Origin of the sequence: Flavobacterium sp. LC2016-13, assembly GCF_009707955.1 — a bacterium.
Classification (GTDB): Bacteria; Bacteroidota; Bacteroidia; order Flavobacteriales; family Flavobacteriaceae; genus Flavobacterium.
The window spans coordinates 39385-59179 of sequence record NZ_WMDQ01000009.1; the positions used below are offsets into that span (position 1 = coordinate 39385).

The window sequence follows — 19795 nt, forward strand, 5'->3', positions numbered from 1 at the left end:
AATCAGAGAAATGTGTCCCAAATCTTTATAAACTTACCTAACAAGTTTGCAAAGATTTGGAAAACAGCTCTTAGTTTTATTCTCTGAAAAAAATATTTTTATTATTTTTTAGCTACAGAAACAAAATATTTATTTCCGTCACCCATAGTTAATTTTACACGTTCGTCGCAAAGATCGATAGCAAAAGCAGCACTTTCGTAACAGCTGCAAGTTGTATTTTTATCTTTAGACATTTCTGTTTTACAATTGTTGTTTTTAAAAGTTGCCAATTGTGGAGTATACAAACTTACTAAATCTGTAGAAGCAGTTACTAATGAAATGATACTTGCAGAATTGGTATTTGTAATTCTGTAAACTATTCTATCAGTATAATTTACTTCATTTACAGTTACTTTACGAATATAAGTGTAGGCAGTTGATTCTGCACCTGGTTCTTTTACTTCAAACTTAAAACCAACAGCACGAATCGCGATATCAAATTGAGATTGAGAGTTTAAACTCGCCCAGTTTGTCAGAGTGCTTATAGAAGGGAATGGGTTCGTAGCCGGAGCAGTTTGCGCTTGCGAATTGAAAAAGGTTAAGAACATCAAGCAGATCGTGGGTAAAAATGCTTTCATAATAAGTTTGGATTATTTTAATTTTTTGCCTACTCTTTATGGTTTTCGGCTTACCCATTTTTTATTGATAACAAAACAACAACTTTAACGATAAAAAATCAAAATTGTTATGGCTAAATCTACGGTTTCTTATTGAATTTTTTCAATTTTTTTTTTCGGACTGTAAAATTACAGTTTAAAAGGTAAATTACACCAAGTTAAATGTAAGAAAATTTTAAACTAAACATTAAAAAAACGTATTTAATCGATAAATTTTGCTTTTTATCGATGATTTTGTCATTTTATTCCTATTCAAATTTAAATTATTTTTTTTCAGACATAACTTTTCTTTAAGACAAGCGATTAACGTGCAATGCTTTTTATACCGGATGAAAATATAGATTTACTGCAAAATATTGATATATAGTCTATTATTGATTTTATTTTAAAGAATATTGTATGTAAATTTGCAAACTCTCTAAACAGAGATGTAAATATAATATCTTACTACTTAAAATGTAGTGTATTCCCATGGAAAATAGAAAAAAAGTTGCTTTTTATACGCTTGGATGCAAATTGAATTTTTCAGAAACGTCTACAATTGCCCGAAACTTTAATGAAGAAGGTTTTGATCGTGTCGATTTTGAAGAAGTTGCAGACATATATGTGATCAATACTTGTTCTGTAACAGAAAATGCCGACAAGCAATTTAAGCAGGTTGTAAAAAAAGCAATGAAACTTAATGATAAGGCTTTTGTTGCTGCGGTAGGTTGTTATGCACAATTAAAACCGGAAGAATTGGCGGCTGTTGATGGCGTTGATTTAGTTTTGGGTGCTACCGAAAAATTTAAAATTACAGATTACATAAACGACTTAAGTAAAAACGACATGGGTGAAGTTCATTCATGCGAAATTGCCGAAGCCGATTTTTATGTTGGAAGTTACTCCATTGGAGATCGTACACGTGCTTTCCTGAAAGTTCAGGACGGTTGCGATTATAAATGTACCTATTGTACAATTCCGTTAGCAAGAGGAATTTCAAGAAGTGATGCTTTAGAGAACGTTTTGCAAAATGCCAAAGAAATTTCAGCTCAAAACATCAAAGAAATTGTTTTGACCGGAGTTAATATTGGTGATTACGGAAAAGGAGAATTCGGAAATAAAAAACACGAACATACTTTTCTTGAACTAGTTCAGGCTTTAGATGAAGTTGAAGGAATTGAGCGTTTGCGAATTTCATCGATTGAACCTAACTTATTAAAAAATGAAACGATAGAATTTGTTTCTAAAAGCCGCACTTTTGTACCGCATTTTCATATTCCGTTACAATCAGGAAGCAATGATATTTTAAAATTGATGAAACGTCGTTATTTACGTGAAGTTTATACAGAACGCGTCAACAAGATTCGCGAAGTAATGCCGCACGCTTGTATTGGTGTAGATGTAATTGTTGGTTTTCCGGGTGAAACAGACGAGCATTTTCTTGAAACATACCATTTTTTAAATGAAATGGATATTTCCTATTTACACGTCTTTACTTATTCTGAAAGAGACAATACAGAAGCTGCAAATATGCCGGGAATTGTTCCTGCAAACGTAAGAGCAAAACGTAGCAAAATGTTACGTGGATTATCCGTTAAAAAACGTCGTGCTTTTTACGAAAGCCAATTAGGTACAAATAGAACAGTTTTATTCGAAAGTGAAAATAAAGAAGGATACATTCACGGTTTTACTGAAAACTACGTAAAAGTAAAAACACCCTGGAATCCTGAATTGGTTAATACTTTGCAAGAAATCAATTTAACAAAAATTGATGAAGACGGAAGCGTTCGTTTAGAATTTTTAAATAAACTGGCAGAAGCTTAAATATAAAGATAGCACGCAATATGTGTCATTTCGAGGAACGAGAAATCACATCCTGAGAGCAACGAACTGTAAATCCGTAATATGATTTCTCGTTCCTCGGAATGACACAAAACAAGAAAAGCCCTTTATTATAAAGGGCTTTTCTTGTTTTATAAAAGACTATTTTATTTCTTTCTCGATAACCAATTTCAGCGAATTAATATAATCCGTATCAAATTCAATAACTCTGATTTTTTCAGGATTAAAACTCAATTCACCGCCAAACTGACCTTTTGTATCTAAGAAATCAATGATAAGTTCTTCCTCATTTAAAGAAAGTAATTTTCCTAAATAAGCCGATTTAGCTGATTTTTTTGAAATTTGAAAAATGCCGTATTTATTCGTTATAAAATTCACGATTGATTCTAAATCCCGAATAGGGATAATATCTTCGGCATTGGTTTTTAAACCTTTTAACCGAATCACTTTTTCAGTAAAAGCAAGATCATGATCTCTGTGAACATTTTCGACGTTTTTATTTTTCAGAATTACAAAACCATCCAAAATATAATCGACAGGATTGTTTCTCAATAAAATCCAATCATCAGAATAATCAATTAAAAATCCGGTAAAAATTTCCTTTTTATCACTAAATTCTATTGCAATTAATTGCCTTAAATATTGTTCCATTAGGTTAGGTTTTTATTTTTAGTTTAAGGATTTGTAGACCAAATGCTACTGTTTTTGATAAAAACGCGACGACTTAATTTAAGTTGTGCAATAATTAATTCTGCAATATCTTCAGACTGCATAACTTTTTCAGGATTTCCGTCTGTCAGGTTCAAATCTTTTGCCATGTCAGTTGCAACAGTACTTGGCGTTAAAGCCGTAACACGAATATTGTGTTTTCTCATTTCCTGCATTAATGAATCCGTTAATCCCAAAACAGCAAATTTAGAAGCACTGTAAGCACTCGTTAAAGCATTTCCGTTTAATCCTGCCGTAGACGAAATATTGATAATATCGCCCGTTTGTCTTTCGATCATATTTGGAATAACGGCGCGGGTTGCATAATAAGTTCCCATTAAATTTACCTGAATAATTTTTTCCCAGGCAGAAGGCTCTAACTCAAGGAATTTTCCAAAAGAAGCAATTCCGGCGCTGTTAATTAAAATATCAATAGTTGTAAATTCAGCTAAAGCTTTTTCAACAGCAGCATTTATAGAATCAATACTAGAAACATCTGCAGATAAAGCTAAAGATTTTACACCTAAATTTGAAGTCTCGATTGCCAATTGATCAACATCAGCCTGAGTTCTTGAAACTAAAATTACGTTTACACCTTCTTTGGCCAATGCGATTGCAATTGCTTTTCCAATTCCTTTTCCGGCTCCCGTAATTAGGGCATTTTTATTTTTTAAGTCTGTCATGTTTTATTTTTTAGAAATGCAAAAATGCATCATTTAAAGTTACACAAAAATATTGCATTTGTAAACTAAAATGATGCTTTTAGGTTATTTCTTAAACTAAGTTTAACAACTTAACTATTCTTTCAAAACCATATCGATACACATTACCGCAGCAAGAATTAATTGTCTAAGCGGACTGTCTTGTGCTACAGATTCTTCTATTTGAAGAACATAATTATCAGCACTTGTAAAAAACTCTTTACCAATTCCTGCCCATTTTTTATTTACCTGCGCAAGTTGTTTGTTTTCATAAGAAAATTTAAAATCCCAACCCGTCCATTTTCCTTGTAAAGTAGCAACCGGTTTTTCGTTTTTATCCAGAATTTCGAATTTTCCTCCAATAGAAAAAAACTTTTGTTTGAAGGTTCCAACTAAATGATCTTTTTCGTCAAAAACTTCAACCGTTGATCGAAGCCATGCAATACCACGTTTTACTGTAATTAATTTTTCACCGGAAGCGGTAGTAATTTCAATATCAAAAGGTGTCATTCTTTTATAATCTGTAAAACGAAATACCTTAGTAAAAAAGCCAAGATTGTTTTCGCGGCAATTCATAATTATTTGATTGGTTTCCGGATCATAGATGTCATAATTGTTGGCAGCTTTAAACATTCCGACATGTTCTTTTACTAAAAATAGATTTTGGCTTAAAATTGGATTCATACGGTTATAAAATATTAGTGATTTGAATAAAGTCCAAATGTAAAGAAATATCTATTAATTATATTGCTTTGCAGACTCTGCCAAACGAATAAATTCTGCTTTGTAACCTTCGCTGTCATTTGATTTTCCTTGTTTCGCTAATTTTACAATTTCTTTTGGAGATTTGTCAGCAATCAATTTAGAGTCTCTTAATTTTAATCCAAACCAGGCAACGGCAGTGCTGAATTTAAAATCATCACTTGCTTTTTCTAAAGAAACCCATTTGTTTTCAATCACATTTACCATTTCAATACTTTTATCACCATCCGGTTTTTTGTAACGGAATTTTATTGTAGCCAGTTCATTCGAATAATTATTTGAATTCGTTTCTGTTTTAGTGTATTTTAAAGCATCAGGTTGTTCTTTTAAATAATCGCTGCTAACTCCCGCAGGAATAATTTCATACAAAGCCGTAACAGTGTGATTGCTTCCTAATTCGCCGGCATCAATAGCATCATTTTTAAAATCTTCCGGACGCAATTTTCTGTTTTCATAGCCAATTAATCGATAAGCCTGAACTTGTTTTGGGTTAAACTCAATCTGAATTTTTACGTCTTTCGCAATCGCAAACATAGAACCTTTAAATTCTTTTCCTAAAAAACGATTTGCTTCCTGAATATTATCGATATAAGCATAATTTCCGTTTCCTTTATCAGCAAGAATCTCCATTTTACTGTCTTTATAATTGCCCATTCCGTAACCTAAACAAGTTAAGAAAACACCCGTTTTTCTTTTTTGCTCAATTAATTTTTCCATATCAGAATCAGAAGAACTTCCCACATTAAAATCGCCGTCGGTTGCCAGAATTACTCTGTTGTTTCCGCCTTTAATAAAGTTTTCAGCAGCAATTTTATAAGCAAGTTCGATTCCTTCACCGCCAGCCGTGCTTCCGCCAGCTTGCAAAGCGTCTAATGCATCAATTATGGTTTCTTTTTCATCTCCTGATGTTGGCGGTAAAACCAATCCGGCAGCTCCCGCATACACAACAATGGCAACATTATCTTTAGCTCTTAATTCGTTTACCAATATTTTCATCGATTGTTGCAATAAGGGTAATTTATTAGCGTCGCCCATTGAACCCGAAACATCGATTAGAAAAACAAGATTAGATGCCGGCAAATCATCGGTTGGAATATTTTTTCCCTGAAGACCAATTCTTAAAATTTGATTTTTATAATTCCACGGCGAATAACTCAATTCTGTATTGATAGAAAACGGGTGCTGGTCTTTTGGCTGTGGATAAGTATATTTAAAGAAATTCACCATTTCTTCAACACGAACGGCATCTTTTGGAACTTCTTGCCCGTTATTAATAAAACGTCTGATATTAGTATATGATGCATTATCAACATCAATCGAAAAAGTAGAAAGCGGTGCTGTTTTTGGACTTTCGAAAGCATTTTCTACAAAAGCATTATAATCTTCCTGAGTTGGTTCAGCAGGACGAATTGGAGTAATTTGATTTAGTTTAAAATCCAAATCCTTTTCAGAAAGATTTTTATAAAGTCCGTTTTTGGTTGCAATAACCACTGCGCCATTGGCAGCTTTAGTTCCGTAAAGAGAAGTAGCCGTTGCATCTTTTAAAACTTTAACGTCATCAATATCATTCGGATTAATTTTTGCCATTTGATCGGCTTTAATACGAACTCCGTCAACGATATACATCGGTTCATTTCTCGCCGAAATAGATTCAGATTCATAATTTGTTGTAACGCTGGGACTCGGAACGTATTGATTATTAGATATAACTCTGCCCTGAATCATTACAGATGCAGCTGTCATTTGTCTTTTTTTAGAAACTCCATAAGCTGTCACAACAACTTCTTGTAATTGGCTGCTATTTTCTTTTAATATAACATTGATGATATTTGAATCTTTTACTACAACAGTTTGAGTGTCCATTCCAACATAAGTAAAAACAAGGAAGTCTCCTTTTTGAGCTTTAATACTGTACTGTCCCTCATAATTTGTGACGGCTGTAGTTTTTGTTTTTTGAATATAAACAGTAACTCCCGGAAGCGGAGCAGAGCTAACATCTGTAACAGTTCCTGTAATCGTTCTTTCCTGTGCAAATGTTACGAAACATATAAGCATAGTAATGGCTGATGAAATAAGTTTTAAACTTTTCATGATAGTGATTTTTTAAATTAATGTTCGGGTTTATCTTTGTCAAAGTCTTAAACTCTGACAAAGATTTTTGAAGTAAGAATTATTTTTTGTTGACCGGTTTTCCTGTTTTGGTAGTAATTATAACAACTCCTTTTTTTCCTTTTTCGCCATATTTTGATGTCGCTTCAAGATCCTGGAGAATCGTTATGGTTTTAATTTCCTGTTTGTCTAAAGGCGCATACGGACTCGTTGGGTTTGGGCCATATAAATCATTTTCAGAATAATAAATGCCGTCAATAATATAAAGAGGTTCGTCTAAAATAACCAGTGACTCCACATTTTCAGGATTTAAATTAGGAAGTTCGGCAGACATCATTTTGTCTTTTTTTGCTTCATCGCTGTGCGCCATTGCAGTTCCGTTAAGGATAATTAGAGGCGCATTTTTCTTAGGCATTGGTGCTGATGCTGATCGTTTGGCGGCAAACGAAACTTTAGCAGATTCTCTTTCTTTTGCATCAGAATAAGCTTCTGAATCTATTTTTCCTTTAACATCTGAATTATCGTCTTTTGAATATTCAGCTTCAGCTTGTACCGGAGCAACCATAAAATCGGCAGTAGCCTCTTGTGCACTTGATGTTCCGGCTCCGACAGCCTCAGAAATAGGAAGCTGTATTTCGTTTATAGCAACTTTTTGTTGATTTTTAACCTGATTGTTTAAAATCTGAACGGCTTCTTCTTTCGAAACCATTTTTGAATCTTTCTCAACAACTGCATTGTCTTTCCCTACAACATTTTGAATTGTTTTATCATCGTTAACAACAACTTTTTGGTTTGGGATTGTCGTTACTTTATCTGATTTTAAAAACTGGGATCCTACAGAAATGATCAGTAATAAAGAAGCTGCAATTGCAATTTTTTTCCATAATGAAATCGCTTTTTTATCTTCTTTTTTGTCGAGTTTATCTTCAACGCGTGACCAGACTTTCTCCATTCCCGGAAAATCTTTCAGCTCCGAGTTGTGCGCTGCCTCTTTAAATTTATCGAATATTTTATCTTGATTGTCCATGACTATTTTGCTTTTTGATAATACAATTTATTTACTAATTCCTTCAGCTTGGTTTTCGAGGCATTCAATTGTGATTTTGATGTGCCTTCAGAAATGTTAAGCATACTGGCTATTTCTTTGTGTCCGTAACCTTCAATAACAAAAAGATTAAAAACAGTTTTACAGCCGTCTGGAATATGGTTTAATAAATTGAGTAAATCCTCTTCTTCAAGAGCGTTAATTTCATCTGTAAAAGGTTGTGACAGCAATTTGACATCATCAAGATACATATTGAAATTTGTATTTTTTTTGATCGTTGCCAAACAATGGTTCACGGTTATCTTTCTTGCCCAAGCCTCAAAAGCCAGCGCTTCTTTTAGTTGATCCAGTTTTGTAAAAATGGTATAGAAAGCGTCAGCCATAGCTTCTTCTATTTCTTCTTCCTTTTTAAGGTATCGTTTGCAAAGGCGATACAATTTTGGAGCCATGTCCTCATAAACCTGACGCTGGGCATCGCGATTCATTTTTTTGCAGTTAGAAATTAGAGTTTCGTTTATCACAATTGTTGTCTTTATACTAAAGAGAGAGAAAAAGATAAAAAGGTTGGGATGGATATTAAAAAAAAGTAAAAATAATTCAAATTATTTTATAATGTGTTGATTTTATTGACTTTGTGGTTTTGTTTAAAAAGTATACAACTGAGACCTAACAGGTTTTTAATCCCGAGGCTTCGGGACTGTTAGGTCTAACAGTATGACGATTGTTATTCTCATTTTGTGTCATTTCGACGAAGGAGAAATCACACTAGAAACTCCACAATGTGAGTCGACAATCTTTGTCGAGCTCCTTTATGTGATTTCTCCTTCGTCGAAATGACACAAAATGCGTTAAACTTTGTGTTTCTCTGTGAAATTCTTTGTGAATCTCTGTGTTATAACTTTATCGTAAATATTCACAATTTACTTAATCGGCAACGTCAACTTAAAAACCTTTGTCTCTAAAAGTTCCGTGTCATTATCTTCACAAAGCAGGAACTCAATTTTTTCGTTAGATTTTTTATAGAAAGTCAAACCTTCAAATTTATTGGTTGAGGTTATTTTTTGAGTAAAATCGATTTTCATGGTTTTAAGATCGATTCGGCCAATGAAACTTCCCAGGATTTCACCGTCATCATAAGTCGATTTAGTGTCTTCGGCAGTTGAAAGAAAATAGATTTTATCTTCGACTAAAATAGCATCCGTAAAACTAGAGCGAACACCTTTTATTTTTGGCAGCTTATAATTGGTGGCAACCAATGCAAATTCTTCTCCAAGGCTTTTCGCGTGAATCGTAAAAATGGTGTTTTTGTTAGAAACTCCGTTTCCTCGATTGAATAAGTACCAGTTTTCTCCATCAAAAATAGCGCCTTCCAAATTAAAATCTTCCGGTTTTATAGATCCGAAACTTTGCATAACAGCGTACAAATCGACAAGATTGTTTTTTTGTAAAACGGTTTTGGTTTTCAAATCAAACTCAATCATTTTGTTTCGGTTTTCGGTAGAACCCGAGCCAAAAACATATAAAGTATCATTATGATGCGTAATCGATTCAAAATCTGGTTTTATGTTTTTTGCAATGTTTTGCGACGGATTATCAATTAAAGGATGTTGGTTTAATTGCTGGTTTTGCATATTGTATTCATATAAAAATCCGCTGTTGTCGCCAATAATATAAAGTGAATCGTTATTGAAAAATAATCCTGATGCAGAACCGATTCCGATGATTTGAAATAATATTTCTAATGTGAATTTTTCCATGAATTTTTTATTTTAGAAGACTTATTTGATTTCTAAATTCTTCTATTTCTGTTTTACTTTTTATTTTTAATATTTTGGTAAGTTCAAAGAAATCAATTTTTCCTTTAGAATAATATAAAAAGAGTTCTTCCTGAACTTTTTCCATATCGTATTCGTTATACATCTCAAAATTAAAAGATTTTCCTTGCCCTGAATTAAGTCTTAATAATATTTGATTATTAACTCCATTTGAGAGTGAAGAATCAAAACTTGTATATCTGTCTAATTTTCCATAATAATCATCATTTGAGATTTCAATTGATTTGATTTCATCAATTTTAAATTTCTCCTGATCTATAATAATATGATCTTCATAGAATTCAAGAAAGCCACTAAATTCTCCATTTAGAGCTTTAATTTTTGTTAATCCAATTGTCTTTACAATAATCCCAATAATCAAAAGCCCAAGTATTAATTTTGAGATTATCTCATCGAATAATCCTTTTTCCTGAGTAAAAAAGTTCTGTTTTATTAAGGATATAATATATAAAGAAAGTATTAATGTAAATATTATTAAGCTATTACACCAATGAAACTTTTTTGATTTTTTGTAAATATTGAATCGTTGCATTTTGTGCTTAAAGGGAATTTATTTTGAAAACCAATGTGCAGCCGTGTAGCAATGAAAAAGTATTGCAATGAATAACAGGAATATGCTTCGTAAAATTAGTATATTTATAATTATAAAAATAAAAGATATATGAAATCAATAGATCCAAATGATTTTAAAGTTACAGATAAAATAAAATTATCAAAGATTCCAACTTTATTGAAAGTAAAAGCAGATGACGATGAAAAAGCAGAAAAGCTAGATAAGGTTCAGGCAAAATTGAGCGATTTGCAGGATGTCATGTATGCGCACAATAAATATTCTGTTTTGATTTGTCTGCAAGGAATGGATACTTCGGGGAAAGACAGTTTAATACGAGAGGTTTTTAAAGAGTTTAATCCGCGTGGAGTAGTGGTGCATAGTTTTAAAACGCCAAATTCTACAGAACTGGAACACGATTATTTATGGAGACATTATATCGCTTTGCCTGAAAAAGGAAAGTTTGGAATTTTTAACCGAACGCATTATGAAAATGTTTTGGTTACGCGTGTGCATCCTGAATATATTTTAAGTGAAAATTTACCGGGAATAAATTCTGTTGATGATATTACACCTAAATTCTGGAAAAAAAGAATTGAGCAGATTAATAATTTTGAACAGCATATTGCCCAAAACGGTACAATTGTCATGAAGTTTTATCTTCATTTAAGTAAAGAAGAACAACGCCAACGTTTATTGCGCCGCTTGGAAGAAGGAAAGCACAATTGGAAATTTTCTCCCGGAGATTTAGCAGAACGTGAACATTGGGATGAATATCAGGAATATTATGAAGAAGCTATAAATAAAACTTCGACAGAACACGCACCTTGGTATATAGTTCCTGCAGATGATAAAGAAATGGCGCGTTATATTGTTGCCAAAATTATTTGGGAAGAAATGCAAAAACACACGGATATTAAGGAACCTGAATTAGACGAAAAAATAAAAGCCAACTTCGAGGATTACAAACAACAATTAAAAAAAGAGTCTTAAAATAAGGCTCTTTTTTTTGTTTGCATGTTACTGTAAGTTTATGAGTATTTTGTATTACTAATTTAATGTTAATTTTATGTATGATGTTGATTGAGTTTTAGTTAAACTCTTCATTTTTTGATAATACCAAGGTCATTTTTAGTTAAAGGGTAAGGATTTACTTTGTAAAAAAATATAATCAAACCAATAGCTAAATGAAAAGAATCATTTTACCCCTAATTATCTTAGGCTCGCTGATCTCGTGTAACAACGATTCTAAAGATCAGGAAGACACAACACCAACCACAAGTGTTGTATTGAAGGATCAATCTGTAACACCAAGTTTATTAAAAGCGCAAGCAGGTTTTGAAAGTTTAAAGATTTATTCACTTTTTAGTTCAGATGACGTTTTTTCGGAAAGTCCAAAATATATTTTTGGAGGTTCTGCTGACGGTTCAGGTTTATTAAAAAACACGGATGGAACTTTTACTTTTTTAGTAAACAATGAGGATAACTTTGCTGTTTCAAGAATTACATTAGACAAAACATTTAAACCTGTTAAGGGAGAATATTTATTAAATTCAAATGGAGGAACCTGGAGGTTGTGTAGCGCAACAATGGCAACACTGGCTGAACACGGTTTTGGACCTGTTTATTTAACTTGTGGAGAATCTGGAGAAGAGTCTCGTACACATGCTGTAGACCCTTACGCAAGTGCGGGATCTGCATCTGTATCTAAAGAATTGCCAGGATTTGGTCGTTTAGCTGCTGAGAACGCTTTACCATTACGTTCTTCTGCTTACAAAGGAAAAACAGTTGTTGTAATTGGTGACGACGATTCAGGAACTTATGGAGGTCAGGTTTTTATGTATGTATCTAATACCGTTGGTGATTTAAGCGGAGGTTCTTTGTATATGCTTAAAAGAAATGATGACAACCAAAGAGAAACAGATATGGCGGTTGGTACATCGTATCCGGTTTCTTTCGTAAAAATCGACAATCATACTACTTTAACAGGAGCACAAATTAATGCATCTGTAAATACTTTGAAAGCGATTAAATTTGGTCGTGTTGAAGATTTAGATTACCGTAAAGGTGGTGCTACTGCAGATCGTGAATTGTATTTTAACGCAACGGGACAAAATACAACAGGAGTAAATGCTGATGCTTCGAGAACTAAATACGGTAGAGTTTACAGATTAAATCTTGATGCTGTTGATCCGTTAAAAGGAACTTTAGAAGTTATTCTTGACGGAGATAACCGCTTTGGAATTGCAGGTAAATTTCAAAACCCTGATAATATTTGCGTAACTACAAACTACGTTTACATTGAGGAAGATTCTAACTTATATGGAGATGAAACTCACGATGCTTATATTTATCAATATAATATTGCAACTAAAGATTTAAAAGTTGTGGTAGAATTAGATCACCATCGTACGGCAGCCGATGCCGCGAAATATAATGTAATTTCGTCGACTGTAGCAGATCCAAGCAAAAAAGGAGTTTGGGAATATGGGGCATTAATTGACGTTTCTGACCAGCTTGGTATCCCGGATACTTTTATGTTAAGTGTGCAGCCTCATTCTTGGACTGGAACAAAATATTTAAGTCCTGACGGAGGAACAAAACGTCCAGAAGAAAATCAGGCAAGTCAAATTGTAGTTATCAAAGGTTTGGCGAGATAAATTTTTAAGTCATTAAAAAACAGTTTTCCACTATTTCAATTTTGAGGTAGTGGTTTCTGTTTTTCTGAATATTCCTCTTTTAATTGTTATTACATCATGAAAAAAATATATTGTTTGTTGTTGTTACTAAGCTTTTTTGCTTGTCAGAAAAAAAACAAACATCAGGAAGTAAATGAATTATTTCAGTCTGATATTACTTTATTAATCGAAAAAGTAGCCAAACTGAAATATTCCATACAATCAGATTCTACAGAAGCTCAAATTCAAAGACAATTTATTGAAGCGCACGAAAGTTTTAAGAAAGTCGAAATGCTAAGCGAATACTATGCTCCCGCAGTTTCTAAATCGATCAACGGACCGGCGATTCCTGAATTTGAAGAAAATGATAATGTAACCGTTTCACCCGAAGGATTTCAGGTCATTGAAGAATTGGTTTTTCCGAAATATAATAAAGAAAGCAAAAAAGAATTACTTAAGGAATTGGGCATTTTATCCGGAAATTTAATTCGGTTAGAAAAAGTTTCAAATTCTACAGAATTGACAGATGCGCATGTTTTTGATGCCATGCGATTAGAAGTGTATCGAATTATTACTTTAGGAATTACTGGTTTTGATTCGCCGGTTGTTCTCAATTCACTTACGGAAGCTTCTGTATCTTTAGAAACAATCGAAAAATATTACCGTATTTATCTTCAGAATAAAACAGTTTCAAATGCTAAACAAGTACTTGAAATTCTTGAAAAAGGGAAAAAGTATTTAAAAACCAATAATAATTTTAATGCTTTCGATCGCGCCTATTTTATCAAGGAAATTGCAAATCCGTTAAGCAAAGAAATTTATAAAACACAATCAGAATTAGGAATTCCGTTCATGAAAGAACAAAGAGGCTTAAAAGTAACGGCACAAACGTTATTTGATAAAGATGCTTTTGATGCCGAAGCTTTTTCGGGTTTCCCGGATTATGAAACGACACCTGAAAAAATTACTTTAGGTAAAAAGTTATTCAATGATCCCATTTTATCAGGAAACAATACACGTTCCTGCGCCTCATGCCATCATGCAGAAAAAGCATTTACAGATGGTTTGGAAAAAGCCATTTCATTAGACGGAAAATCGATGATTCAGCGTAATACGCCAACATTAACTAATATTGCTTTTCAGCGTGTATTTTTTGCAGATTCAAGAGTAAGTTATCTTGAAGATCAGGCAATCGCCGTGATTAAAAACGAAAACGAAATGCACGGATCTTTAGACAAATCTGCTTTGGCAATTCAAAAGAAAGAAGATTATATAAAAGATTTTAAGAAAGCTTTTCCAAAAGGAGAAATAAACGAATTTACAATCAAAAATGCTTTGGCGTCTTACATACGTTCCTTAAGTCATTACGATTCTAAATTTGACGGTTATATGCAAAATAAAACAGCATTTACGGCAGATGAAAAAGCAGGATTTAATTTATTTGCAGGAAAAGCCAAATGTGCGACTTGTCATTTTATTCCGCTTACCAACGGAACCGTTCCGCCAAATTTCAGCAAATCTGAAAGTGAAATTTTAGGTGTTCCTGATAAAAATAAAAAACTCGACGGAGATTTAGGCAAGTTTGTCATAACGCAGGCTGCGATTCATAAAAATTCATTTAAAACCCCAACCATAAGAAACATAGCACTTACAGCTCCGTATATGCACAATGGTGTTTATAAAACGCTGGAAGAAGTTATTGATTTTTATAATGACGGCGGCGGAATAGGTTTAGGATTTGAAGTCCCGAACCAAACATTGCCCGAAGACAAATTAAATTTATCTGATAAGGAAAAGCAACAATTAATCGCCTTCATGAAAACATTGACAGATAAGAAATATTCGAATTAAGAATAGAAAATGAATCGTTTAATTTAATAAGTAGGCGTTAATTTATAAATGTAAAAACCCGGCAGACTATGAGGAACTGCCGGGTTTTACCAAAAACAAAAGAATAAAAATAAAAGTATTTTTACAAATCAAAACCGTAGGCCAAACGAAGCGCTACCTGATCAGTTTTGAAAGTGTTATAATTTTCGTAGCGTACACTGATATCAATGTATTTGTTGGCATAACCAATTCCCGGGGCCCAAATAAAAGTCGTGTCATCGTAACCGTTTGTTACTGCGAAACCAGCACCAACTTCACCTAAAACATAAAATTGATCTTCCCAGATAAAAGCTTTAAATCCTGCTTTTGCCGGAATAAAACCTAAATCTTTTCCATCAACTCCATTTTCATCTTTTCCCTGAAATAAGTTGGTAAAACCTGTTGTTAACGTAAGAGAAGTTCTCTTAGACAAATCATATTGTAAACGCACATCACCGCCCAAAGCCCAATCGTATGCGTTATCTGTTGGTAAACCGCCATTAATACCAAAACCTAATCTAAAACCCTGATCGTAATTTTTAATTTCGCTTTCTGTTGTAGTTTGAGCGAATGTTGTACTGGCGTATAAAGTAGCAATAATTGCTAGGCTGAAAGTTCTTAGATTTTGTAATTTCATTGTGATATTATTTTGAATTATTAATAATGTAAAAGTAAACCCTAGTGTTTTGGGCTTTGTTATATAATTTTCAGGAATTGTTATATAATATTTCGTTTGGTGCTGAATTCTTAAAATTGGCTTACATTTTTTAATAATAGGATAGAATCCAAAGCTTCTGATTATCTTTGCCGACTAAAAAGCGTAAAAGTGAATTTAAAGCAATACACCAAGGAGTTCTCGTATAATTTTAGACTGGCTTATCCTATAATATTAGGAATGGTTGGTCATACCTTAATTGGTATTGTCGACAATATCATGGTAGGGAAATTAGGAGCTACAGAACTTGCAGCAGTTTCATTAGGAAATAGTATGATTTTTATCGCTTTGTCTTTAGGAATAGGATTTTCTACCGCGCTTACACCAATTGTAGCTGAAGCTGATGCTGAAAAAAATGCAAATAAAATTCGTGCGACTTTTCATCATGGATTGCTTTTATGTACCATTTTAGGAATTTTGCTTTTCTTATTAATAATATTAGCAATGCCTTTAATGGAGTTAATGCATCAGCCTGCAGATGTTATTGCTTTGGCAAAACCCTATTTGGCATGGGTTGCATTTTCATTGGTTCCATTAATTATATATCAGGGTTACAAACAATTTGCTGACGGATTATCGATGACAAAATATTCGATGTACGCCATCATTATGGCAAATATTATTCATATCGGAATTAATTATATGTTGATTTACGGTGTTTGGATTTTTCCTAAAATGGGAATTGTTGGTGCAGCTTTAGGAACTGTGATTTCCAGAATTATTATGGTAATCTTCATGCACATAATTCTATCAAGGAGAGAACAGCTAAAAACATATTTTCAGGATTTTAGTTTTGAAGAAATTAAAAAAGAAACCATTAAAAAAATAATTGGACTGGGTTTTCCATCGGCAATGCAAATGCTTTTTGAAGTCGTACTTTTTGCATCATCGATATGGCTATGCGGTAACATTGGCAAAACAAGTCAGGCCGCCAACCAAGTTGCATTAAGTTTATCTTCGATGACATTTATGTTTGCAATGGGTTTAAGTGTAGTTTCAATGATTCGTGTTAGTAACCAAAGAACATTAATGGATTTTAAACAATTGGTTGTCATTGCACGTTCGATCTTTTTACTGGCTATTATTCTCGAAGTTTTTTTCGCGATTATATTTATCACTTTTCGTCATGATCTGCCTTATCTTTTTCTAAAGATGGAAAACACATCACAACTTGCGGATAATACAGAAGTAATTCAAATTGCTGTGAAATTATTACTTGTTGCAGCCATTTTTCAAATTTCTGATGGAATACAGGTTGTGGTTCTGGGCGCTTTACGCGGATTGCAGGATGTCAAAATTCCAATGTATATCACATTTGTAGCTTATTGGGTTATTGGTTTTCCTATTTCGTATTATTTGGGAGAATATACAGAATGGAAGGCGCAAGGCGTTTGGATAGGACTTTTGGCAGGATTAACTACAGCTGCAATTTTTCTCTATATGCGCTTTCATTATCTGACAAAAAAATTAATCAATAATTCATTTTCAAATAACTAAATTTGAAAAGAGAAAAAATATAAGCAACAGATTTCAAGGATTAAAATGATTTTTTTAAAATAATCTGGAGAATCTTTTAAATCTGTGGCAAAAAAATATAAAAACAAAAATAAATTAAAATGGAATTACCAAAATTTTTACTCGGAGACAATACTGATTTTCCAGATGATATTTTCATCATTCACCTTGATTATCCAAGATTTATAATCAATTTAAAAGATGATGAGGTTGAGATTATGGAAGAAGCCGAAGATCTTGATGAAGCTGAATTAAATGCTGAAATGGAAGGTTTGATTGTTTTGGCAAATGAATTTTACGATAGAGAAATAAACCGTTACGAAGAATAGGTGAAAGAGTAAAGATAAAAGAGTTAAGAGTAGAGGCGCACAGCAGTGCGTCTCCTATGTATCCGGTTTCTTTTTTTAACACCGAAAATTTCAAGCAGAGTCACAGATTGCAAAGATTTTTGTTTCACGCAGATTCTGCAGATTCGAGCAGATTTAATTTTAAAATTTGCTAAAAGATCTGCATTTATCTGCTTAAATCTTTTTTAAATCTGCGTGAAACAAAAAAAATCAAACACATTCTGCAGATTCGAGCAGATTTAATTTTAAAATTTGCTAAAAGATCTCTGCATTTATCTGCTTAAATCTTTTTTAAATCTGCGTGAAACAAAAAAATCAAACACATTCTGCAGATTCGAGCAGATTTAATTTTAGAATTTGCAAAAAGATCTCTGCATCTATCTGCTTAAATCTTTTTAAATCTGTGTGAAACAAAAACATTACGAGTTCGTATCTATAATATTTCAACCAAGAACTAATCTAAATAATCTAATGAAAAAACTAAGTTATTTAAAACCTATTTTTAATTTTATAGCAATCGGATTGCTAATCACTACGTTAAGCCGATTGTGTTTGTTTTTTATATTTAAAGAAAGAGTAGTAGAAACACCAAATTTCTGGTATATTTTTCCAATCGGTCTTCGAATGGATTTAATTTTACTTTGTTATTTATCCTTTCTTCCGGCAGTTCTAATTACTTTTTTACCCAATAAAGCACTGAAATTCACCAACAGCTTTTTGGTGATTTACAGTTTTTTATTCCTGTTTTTAATACTGTTTGTAGAATTGGCTTCGCCTGATTTTGTAAAACAATACGATACACGTCCGAATAAGATTTTCCTTGATTATTTAATTTATCCAAAAGAAGTTGTCGGAATGCTTTTAAAAAGTTACCTGACTTCAATCATTGTAACTTTCCTGATTTTAGGAGTTGTTTTGTATTTTGCTTTCAAAAAGGGGAAAAAACTTTTCCATACCACAAGTACAGCATATAAAACCAAATTAATACTTTTTCCATTAGTTGCTTTTCTATTGTTTTTTGGAGCACGTTCAAGCTTAACATCAAAACGTCCGATAAATGCCAGTAATGCTGTTTTTTCTACAGATCAGTTAACGAACACTTTAGGATTAAATTCATTTTATACGGTTGCTTTTGCCGCTTATTCTATTAAAAATGAAGGAAACACAAAGATGTACGGAAAAATGGAAGAAGCAGAAGCCATTGCACGTGTAAAAAAATACATGATTGCAGGACCTTCGGATTTTACCGATGCCAATATTCCGTTTCTTCACGTACAACAACCGGATTCAGCAATTACAAAACCTTATAATTTGGTTATTTTTCTGCAAGAGAGTTTAGGAGCTGAATATGTTGGAATTTTAGGTGGAAAACCTTTAACGCCTGAATTTGATAAATTATCTAAAGAAGGTTTATTGTTTACCAATTTATATTGCACAGGAACAAGAAGCGTTCGCGGAATCGAAGCTGTTGTAACAGGATTTTTACCTTCACCATCAGAAAGTGTGGTGAAATTAGGAAACTCACAACAAGGATTTTTTACGTTGGCCGAAGCTCTAAAACAAAAAGGATATGAAACCAGTTTTATTTACGGCGGAATGGCGAATTTTGATAATATGGCTTCGTTTTTTAACGGAAACGGTTTTCAGGATATTGTAGATCAGGAAGATTTTGAATCTGACGGAAATAAATATGCTTTTAAAGGAACCTGGGGTTATTCTGATGAAGATTTGGTAACAAAAGCCAATAATTATTTTAAGGCAAAAGGCGACAAACCGTTCTTTTCTTTAATGTTTTCGACATCAAACCATGAACCTTTTGAATATCCGGCAGGAAGAATAAAACCTTTCGACAAAAAACCTGCAACGGTAAATAATGCCATGAAATATGCCGATTTCTCTATTGGGAAATTCTTCGAAATGGCAAAAAAAGAAGCGTATTTTAAAAACACTATTTTCATCGTAATTGCCGATCATAACACAAGAACATACGGAAAAAATTTAGTGCCAATTAATAAATTCCATATTCCGGCTTTAATAATGGGACCAGGAGTTCAAAAAGGAAAAGTTTATAGCAATCTGGCGAGTCAAATTGATATTCCGCCAACATTATTAGGTTATTTGGGCGTTCCTTTTGAAACACCAATGGTTGGAAGAAATTTACATAAATTAGATCCAAAAGTTCAGGGAAGATCCATCATGCAATTTAATGACATCAACGCATTCAGAGTCGAAAATCAGGTTGTAATTATGCAGCCAAATTTGAAACCTTTGCAATTTGAAATTAAAAATGATACTACTTTAGTTCCTGTAAAATTAAATGAAGAATTAGCAAAAGATGCTTTGGCGCATGTAATTACAGCAGGAAACTTGTATAAAGAGAATAAATATAAGCTTAGAGGGAAAGGTTCTAAGTAGCTAAGATTCTAAGGTGCTGAGTTTTTAAAAGCTTAGCACCTTAGTACCTCAGTGCCTTAAAAAAAT

The 19795-nt window shown here is 32.9% G+C and carries 17 protein-coding genes; 7 read left to right on the plus strand and 10 right to left on the minus strand.

Annotated features, from left to right (window positions below; translation table 11 throughout):
- Window positions 1-101: 101 nt before the first annotated feature.
- Window positions 102-617 carry a hypothetical protein gene (locus GKZ86_RS17735; RefSeq protein ID WP_154784401.1) on the minus strand — a complete coding sequence of 172 codons (516 nt, stop codon included), beginning with the start codon at window positions 615-617 and terminating at the stop codon, window positions 102-104.
- A gap of 510 nt (window positions 618-1127) precedes the next feature.
- Between GKZ86_RS17735 and mtaB the strand changes: the two genes are divergently transcribed.
- A complete protein-coding gene (gene mtaB, locus GKZ86_RS17740) occupies window positions 1128-2462 on the plus strand; it encodes a tRNA (N(6)-L-threonylcarbamoyladenosine(37)-C(2))-methylthiotransferase MtaB (protein ID WP_154784402.1) in 1335 nt (444 codons plus the stop codon).
- Between the two features lie 159 nt (window positions 2463-2621).
- Here the strand turns inward: mtaB and GKZ86_RS17745 are convergent, their stop codons facing one another.
- The 8 genes from GKZ86_RS17745 to GKZ86_RS17780 all read right to left on the minus strand — a co-directional run bounded on the left by GKZ86_RS17745 (window position 2622) and on the right by GKZ86_RS17780 (window position 10001).
- The gene (locus GKZ86_RS17745) at window positions 2622-3131 is read right to left on the minus strand and encodes a hypothetical protein (RefSeq protein WP_154784403.1); all 510 of its coding nucleotides are present in this window, start codon (window positions 3129-3131) and stop codon (window positions 2622-2624) included.
- Window positions 3132-3154: 23 nt separating this feature from the next.
- Complete coding sequence (locus tag GKZ86_RS17750) at window positions 3155-3871, minus strand: 3-ketoacyl-ACP reductase (RefSeq protein ID WP_154784404.1); 717 nt, start codon at window positions 3869-3871, stop codon at window positions 3155-3157.
- A 114-nt stretch (window positions 3872-3985) separates the two neighbouring features.
- On the minus strand, window positions 3986-4573 hold the full coding sequence (locus GKZ86_RS17755) for an LURP-one-related/scramblase family protein (protein ID WP_154784405.1): 588 nt from the start codon (window positions 4571-4573) through the stop codon (window positions 3986-3988).
- Between the two features lie 54 nt (window positions 4574-4627).
- Complete coding sequence (locus GKZ86_RS17760) at window positions 4628-6742, minus strand: VWA domain-containing protein (protein ID WP_154784406.1); 2115 nt, start codon at window positions 6740-6742, stop codon at window positions 4628-4630.
- 79 nt (window positions 6743-6821) lie between these two features.
- A complete protein-coding gene (locus GKZ86_RS17765) occupies window positions 6822-7787 on the minus strand; it encodes a hypothetical protein (RefSeq protein WP_154784407.1) in 966 nt (321 codons plus the stop codon).
- 2 nt (window positions 7788-7789) lie between these two features.
- Window positions 7790-8290, minus strand: coding sequence for an RNA polymerase sigma factor (locus GKZ86_RS17770; protein WP_154784408.1), 501 nt, complete (start codon window positions 8288-8290; stop codon window positions 7790-7792).
- 435 nt (window positions 8291-8725) lie between these two features.
- Entirely contained in the window at window positions 8726-9562 is an 837-nt protein-coding gene (locus tag GKZ86_RS17775) for a hypothetical protein (RefSeq protein ID WP_154784409.1), read from the minus strand.
- A gap of 7 nt (window positions 9563-9569) precedes the next feature.
- Entirely contained in the window at window positions 9570-10001 is a 432-nt protein-coding gene (locus GKZ86_RS17780) for a hypothetical protein (protein WP_154784410.1), read from the minus strand.
- Window positions 10002-10301: 300 nt separating this feature from the next.
- Between GKZ86_RS17780 and GKZ86_RS17785 the strand changes: the two genes are divergently transcribed.
- The 3 genes from GKZ86_RS17785 to GKZ86_RS17795 all read left to right on the plus strand — a co-directional run bounded on the left by GKZ86_RS17785 (window position 10302) and on the right by GKZ86_RS17795 (window position 14719).
- Complete coding sequence (locus GKZ86_RS17785) at window positions 10302-11183, plus strand: PPK2 family polyphosphate kinase (protein WP_154784411.1); 882 nt, start codon at window positions 10302-10304, stop codon at window positions 11181-11183.
- Window positions 11184-11377: 194 nt separating this feature from the next.
- A complete protein-coding gene (locus GKZ86_RS17790) occupies window positions 11378-12850 on the plus strand; it encodes a hypothetical protein (RefSeq protein WP_154784412.1) in 1473 nt (490 codons plus the stop codon).
- 96 nt (window positions 12851-12946) lie between these two features.
- On the plus strand, window positions 12947-14719 hold the full coding sequence (locus tag GKZ86_RS17795) for a cytochrome-c peroxidase (RefSeq protein WP_154784413.1): 1773 nt from the start codon (window positions 12947-12949) through the stop codon (window positions 14717-14719).
- 121 nt (window positions 14720-14840) lie between these two features.
- On the opposite strand, the gene GKZ86_RS17800 is transcribed toward GKZ86_RS17795, so the two are convergent.
- Window positions 14841-15374, minus strand: coding sequence for a hypothetical protein (locus GKZ86_RS17800; protein WP_154784414.1), 534 nt, complete (start codon window positions 15372-15374; stop codon window positions 14841-14843).
- A gap of 189 nt (window positions 15375-15563) precedes the next feature.
- On the opposite strand from GKZ86_RS17800, the gene GKZ86_RS17805 reads away from it, so the two are divergent.
- The 3 genes from GKZ86_RS17805 to GKZ86_RS17815 all read left to right on the plus strand — a co-directional run bounded on the left by GKZ86_RS17805 (window position 15564) and on the right by GKZ86_RS17815 (window position 19729).
- On the plus strand, window positions 15564-16949 hold the full coding sequence (locus GKZ86_RS17805; RefSeq protein ID WP_194632552.1) for an MATE family efflux transporter: 1386 nt from the start codon (window positions 15564-15566) through the stop codon (window positions 16947-16949).
- Window positions 16950-17068: 119 nt separating this feature from the next.
- Window positions 17069-17296, plus strand: a complete 228-nt coding sequence (locus tag GKZ86_RS17810) for a hypothetical protein (RefSeq protein WP_059116453.1) — start codon at window positions 17069-17071, stop codon at window positions 17294-17296.
- A gap of 489 nt (window positions 17297-17785) precedes the next feature.
- The gene (locus tag GKZ86_RS17815) at window positions 17786-19729 is read left to right on the plus strand and encodes an LTA synthase family protein (protein ID WP_154784415.1); all 1944 of its coding nucleotides are present in this window, start codon (window positions 17786-17788) and stop codon (window positions 19727-19729) included.
- Window positions 19730-19795 lie beyond the last annotated feature (66 nt).

What these genes read in the sequence shown, in the direction of transcription:
- GKZ86_RS17735 (WP_154784401.1), bottom strand. Translation starts at nt 617, where the DNA reads ATGAAAGCATTTTTACCCACGATCTGCTTGATGTTCTTAACCTTTTTC.
- mtaB (WP_154784402.1), top strand. Translation starts at nt 1,128, where the DNA reads ATGGAAAATAGAAAAAAAGTTGCTTTTTATACGCTTGGATGCAAATTG.
- GKZ86_RS17745 (WP_154784403.1), bottom strand. Translation starts at nt 3,131, where the DNA reads ATGGAACAATATTTAAGGCAATTAATTGCAATAGAATTTAGTGATAAA.
- GKZ86_RS17750 (WP_154784404.1), bottom strand. Translation starts at nt 3,871, where the DNA reads ATGACAGACTTAAAAAATAAAAATGCCCTAATTACGGGAGCCGGAAAA.
- GKZ86_RS17755 (WP_154784405.1), bottom strand. Translation starts at nt 4,573, where the DNA reads ATGAATCCAATTTTAAGCCAAAATCTATTTTTAGTAAAAGAACATGTC.
- GKZ86_RS17760 (WP_154784406.1), bottom strand. Translation starts at nt 6,742, where the DNA reads ATGAAAAGTTTAAAACTTATTTCATCAGCCATTACTATGCTTATATGT.
- GKZ86_RS17765 (WP_154784407.1), bottom strand. Translation starts at nt 7,787, where the DNA reads ATGGACAATCAAGATAAAATATTCGATAAATTTAAAGAGGCAGCGCAC.
- GKZ86_RS17770 (WP_154784408.1), bottom strand. Translation starts at nt 8,290, where the DNA reads ATGAATCGCGATGCCCAGCGTCAGGTTTATGAGGACATGGCTCCAAAA.
- GKZ86_RS17775 (WP_154784409.1), bottom strand. Translation starts at nt 9,562, where the DNA reads ATGGAAAAATTCACATTAGAAATATTATTTCAAATCATCGGAATCGGT.
- GKZ86_RS17785 (WP_154784411.1), top strand. Translation starts at nt 10,302, where the DNA reads ATGAAATCAATAGATCCAAATGATTTTAAAGTTACAGATAAAATAAAA.
- GKZ86_RS17790 (WP_154784412.1), top strand. Translation starts at nt 11,378, where the DNA reads ATGAAAAGAATCATTTTACCCCTAATTATCTTAGGCTCGCTGATCTCG.
- GKZ86_RS17795 (WP_154784413.1), top strand. Translation starts at nt 12,947, where the DNA reads ATGAAAAAAATATATTGTTTGTTGTTGTTACTAAGCTTTTTTGCTTGT.
- GKZ86_RS17800 (WP_154784414.1), bottom strand. Translation starts at nt 15,374, where the DNA reads ATGAAATTACAAAATCTAAGAACTTTCAGCCTAGCAATTATTGCTACT.
- GKZ86_RS17810 (WP_059116453.1), top strand. Translation starts at nt 17,069, where the DNA reads ATGGAATTACCAAAATTTTTACTCGGAGACAATACTGATTTTCCAGAT.
- GKZ86_RS17815 (WP_154784415.1), top strand. Translation starts at nt 17,786, where the DNA reads ATGAAAAAACTAAGTTATTTAAAACCTATTTTTAATTTTATAGCAATC.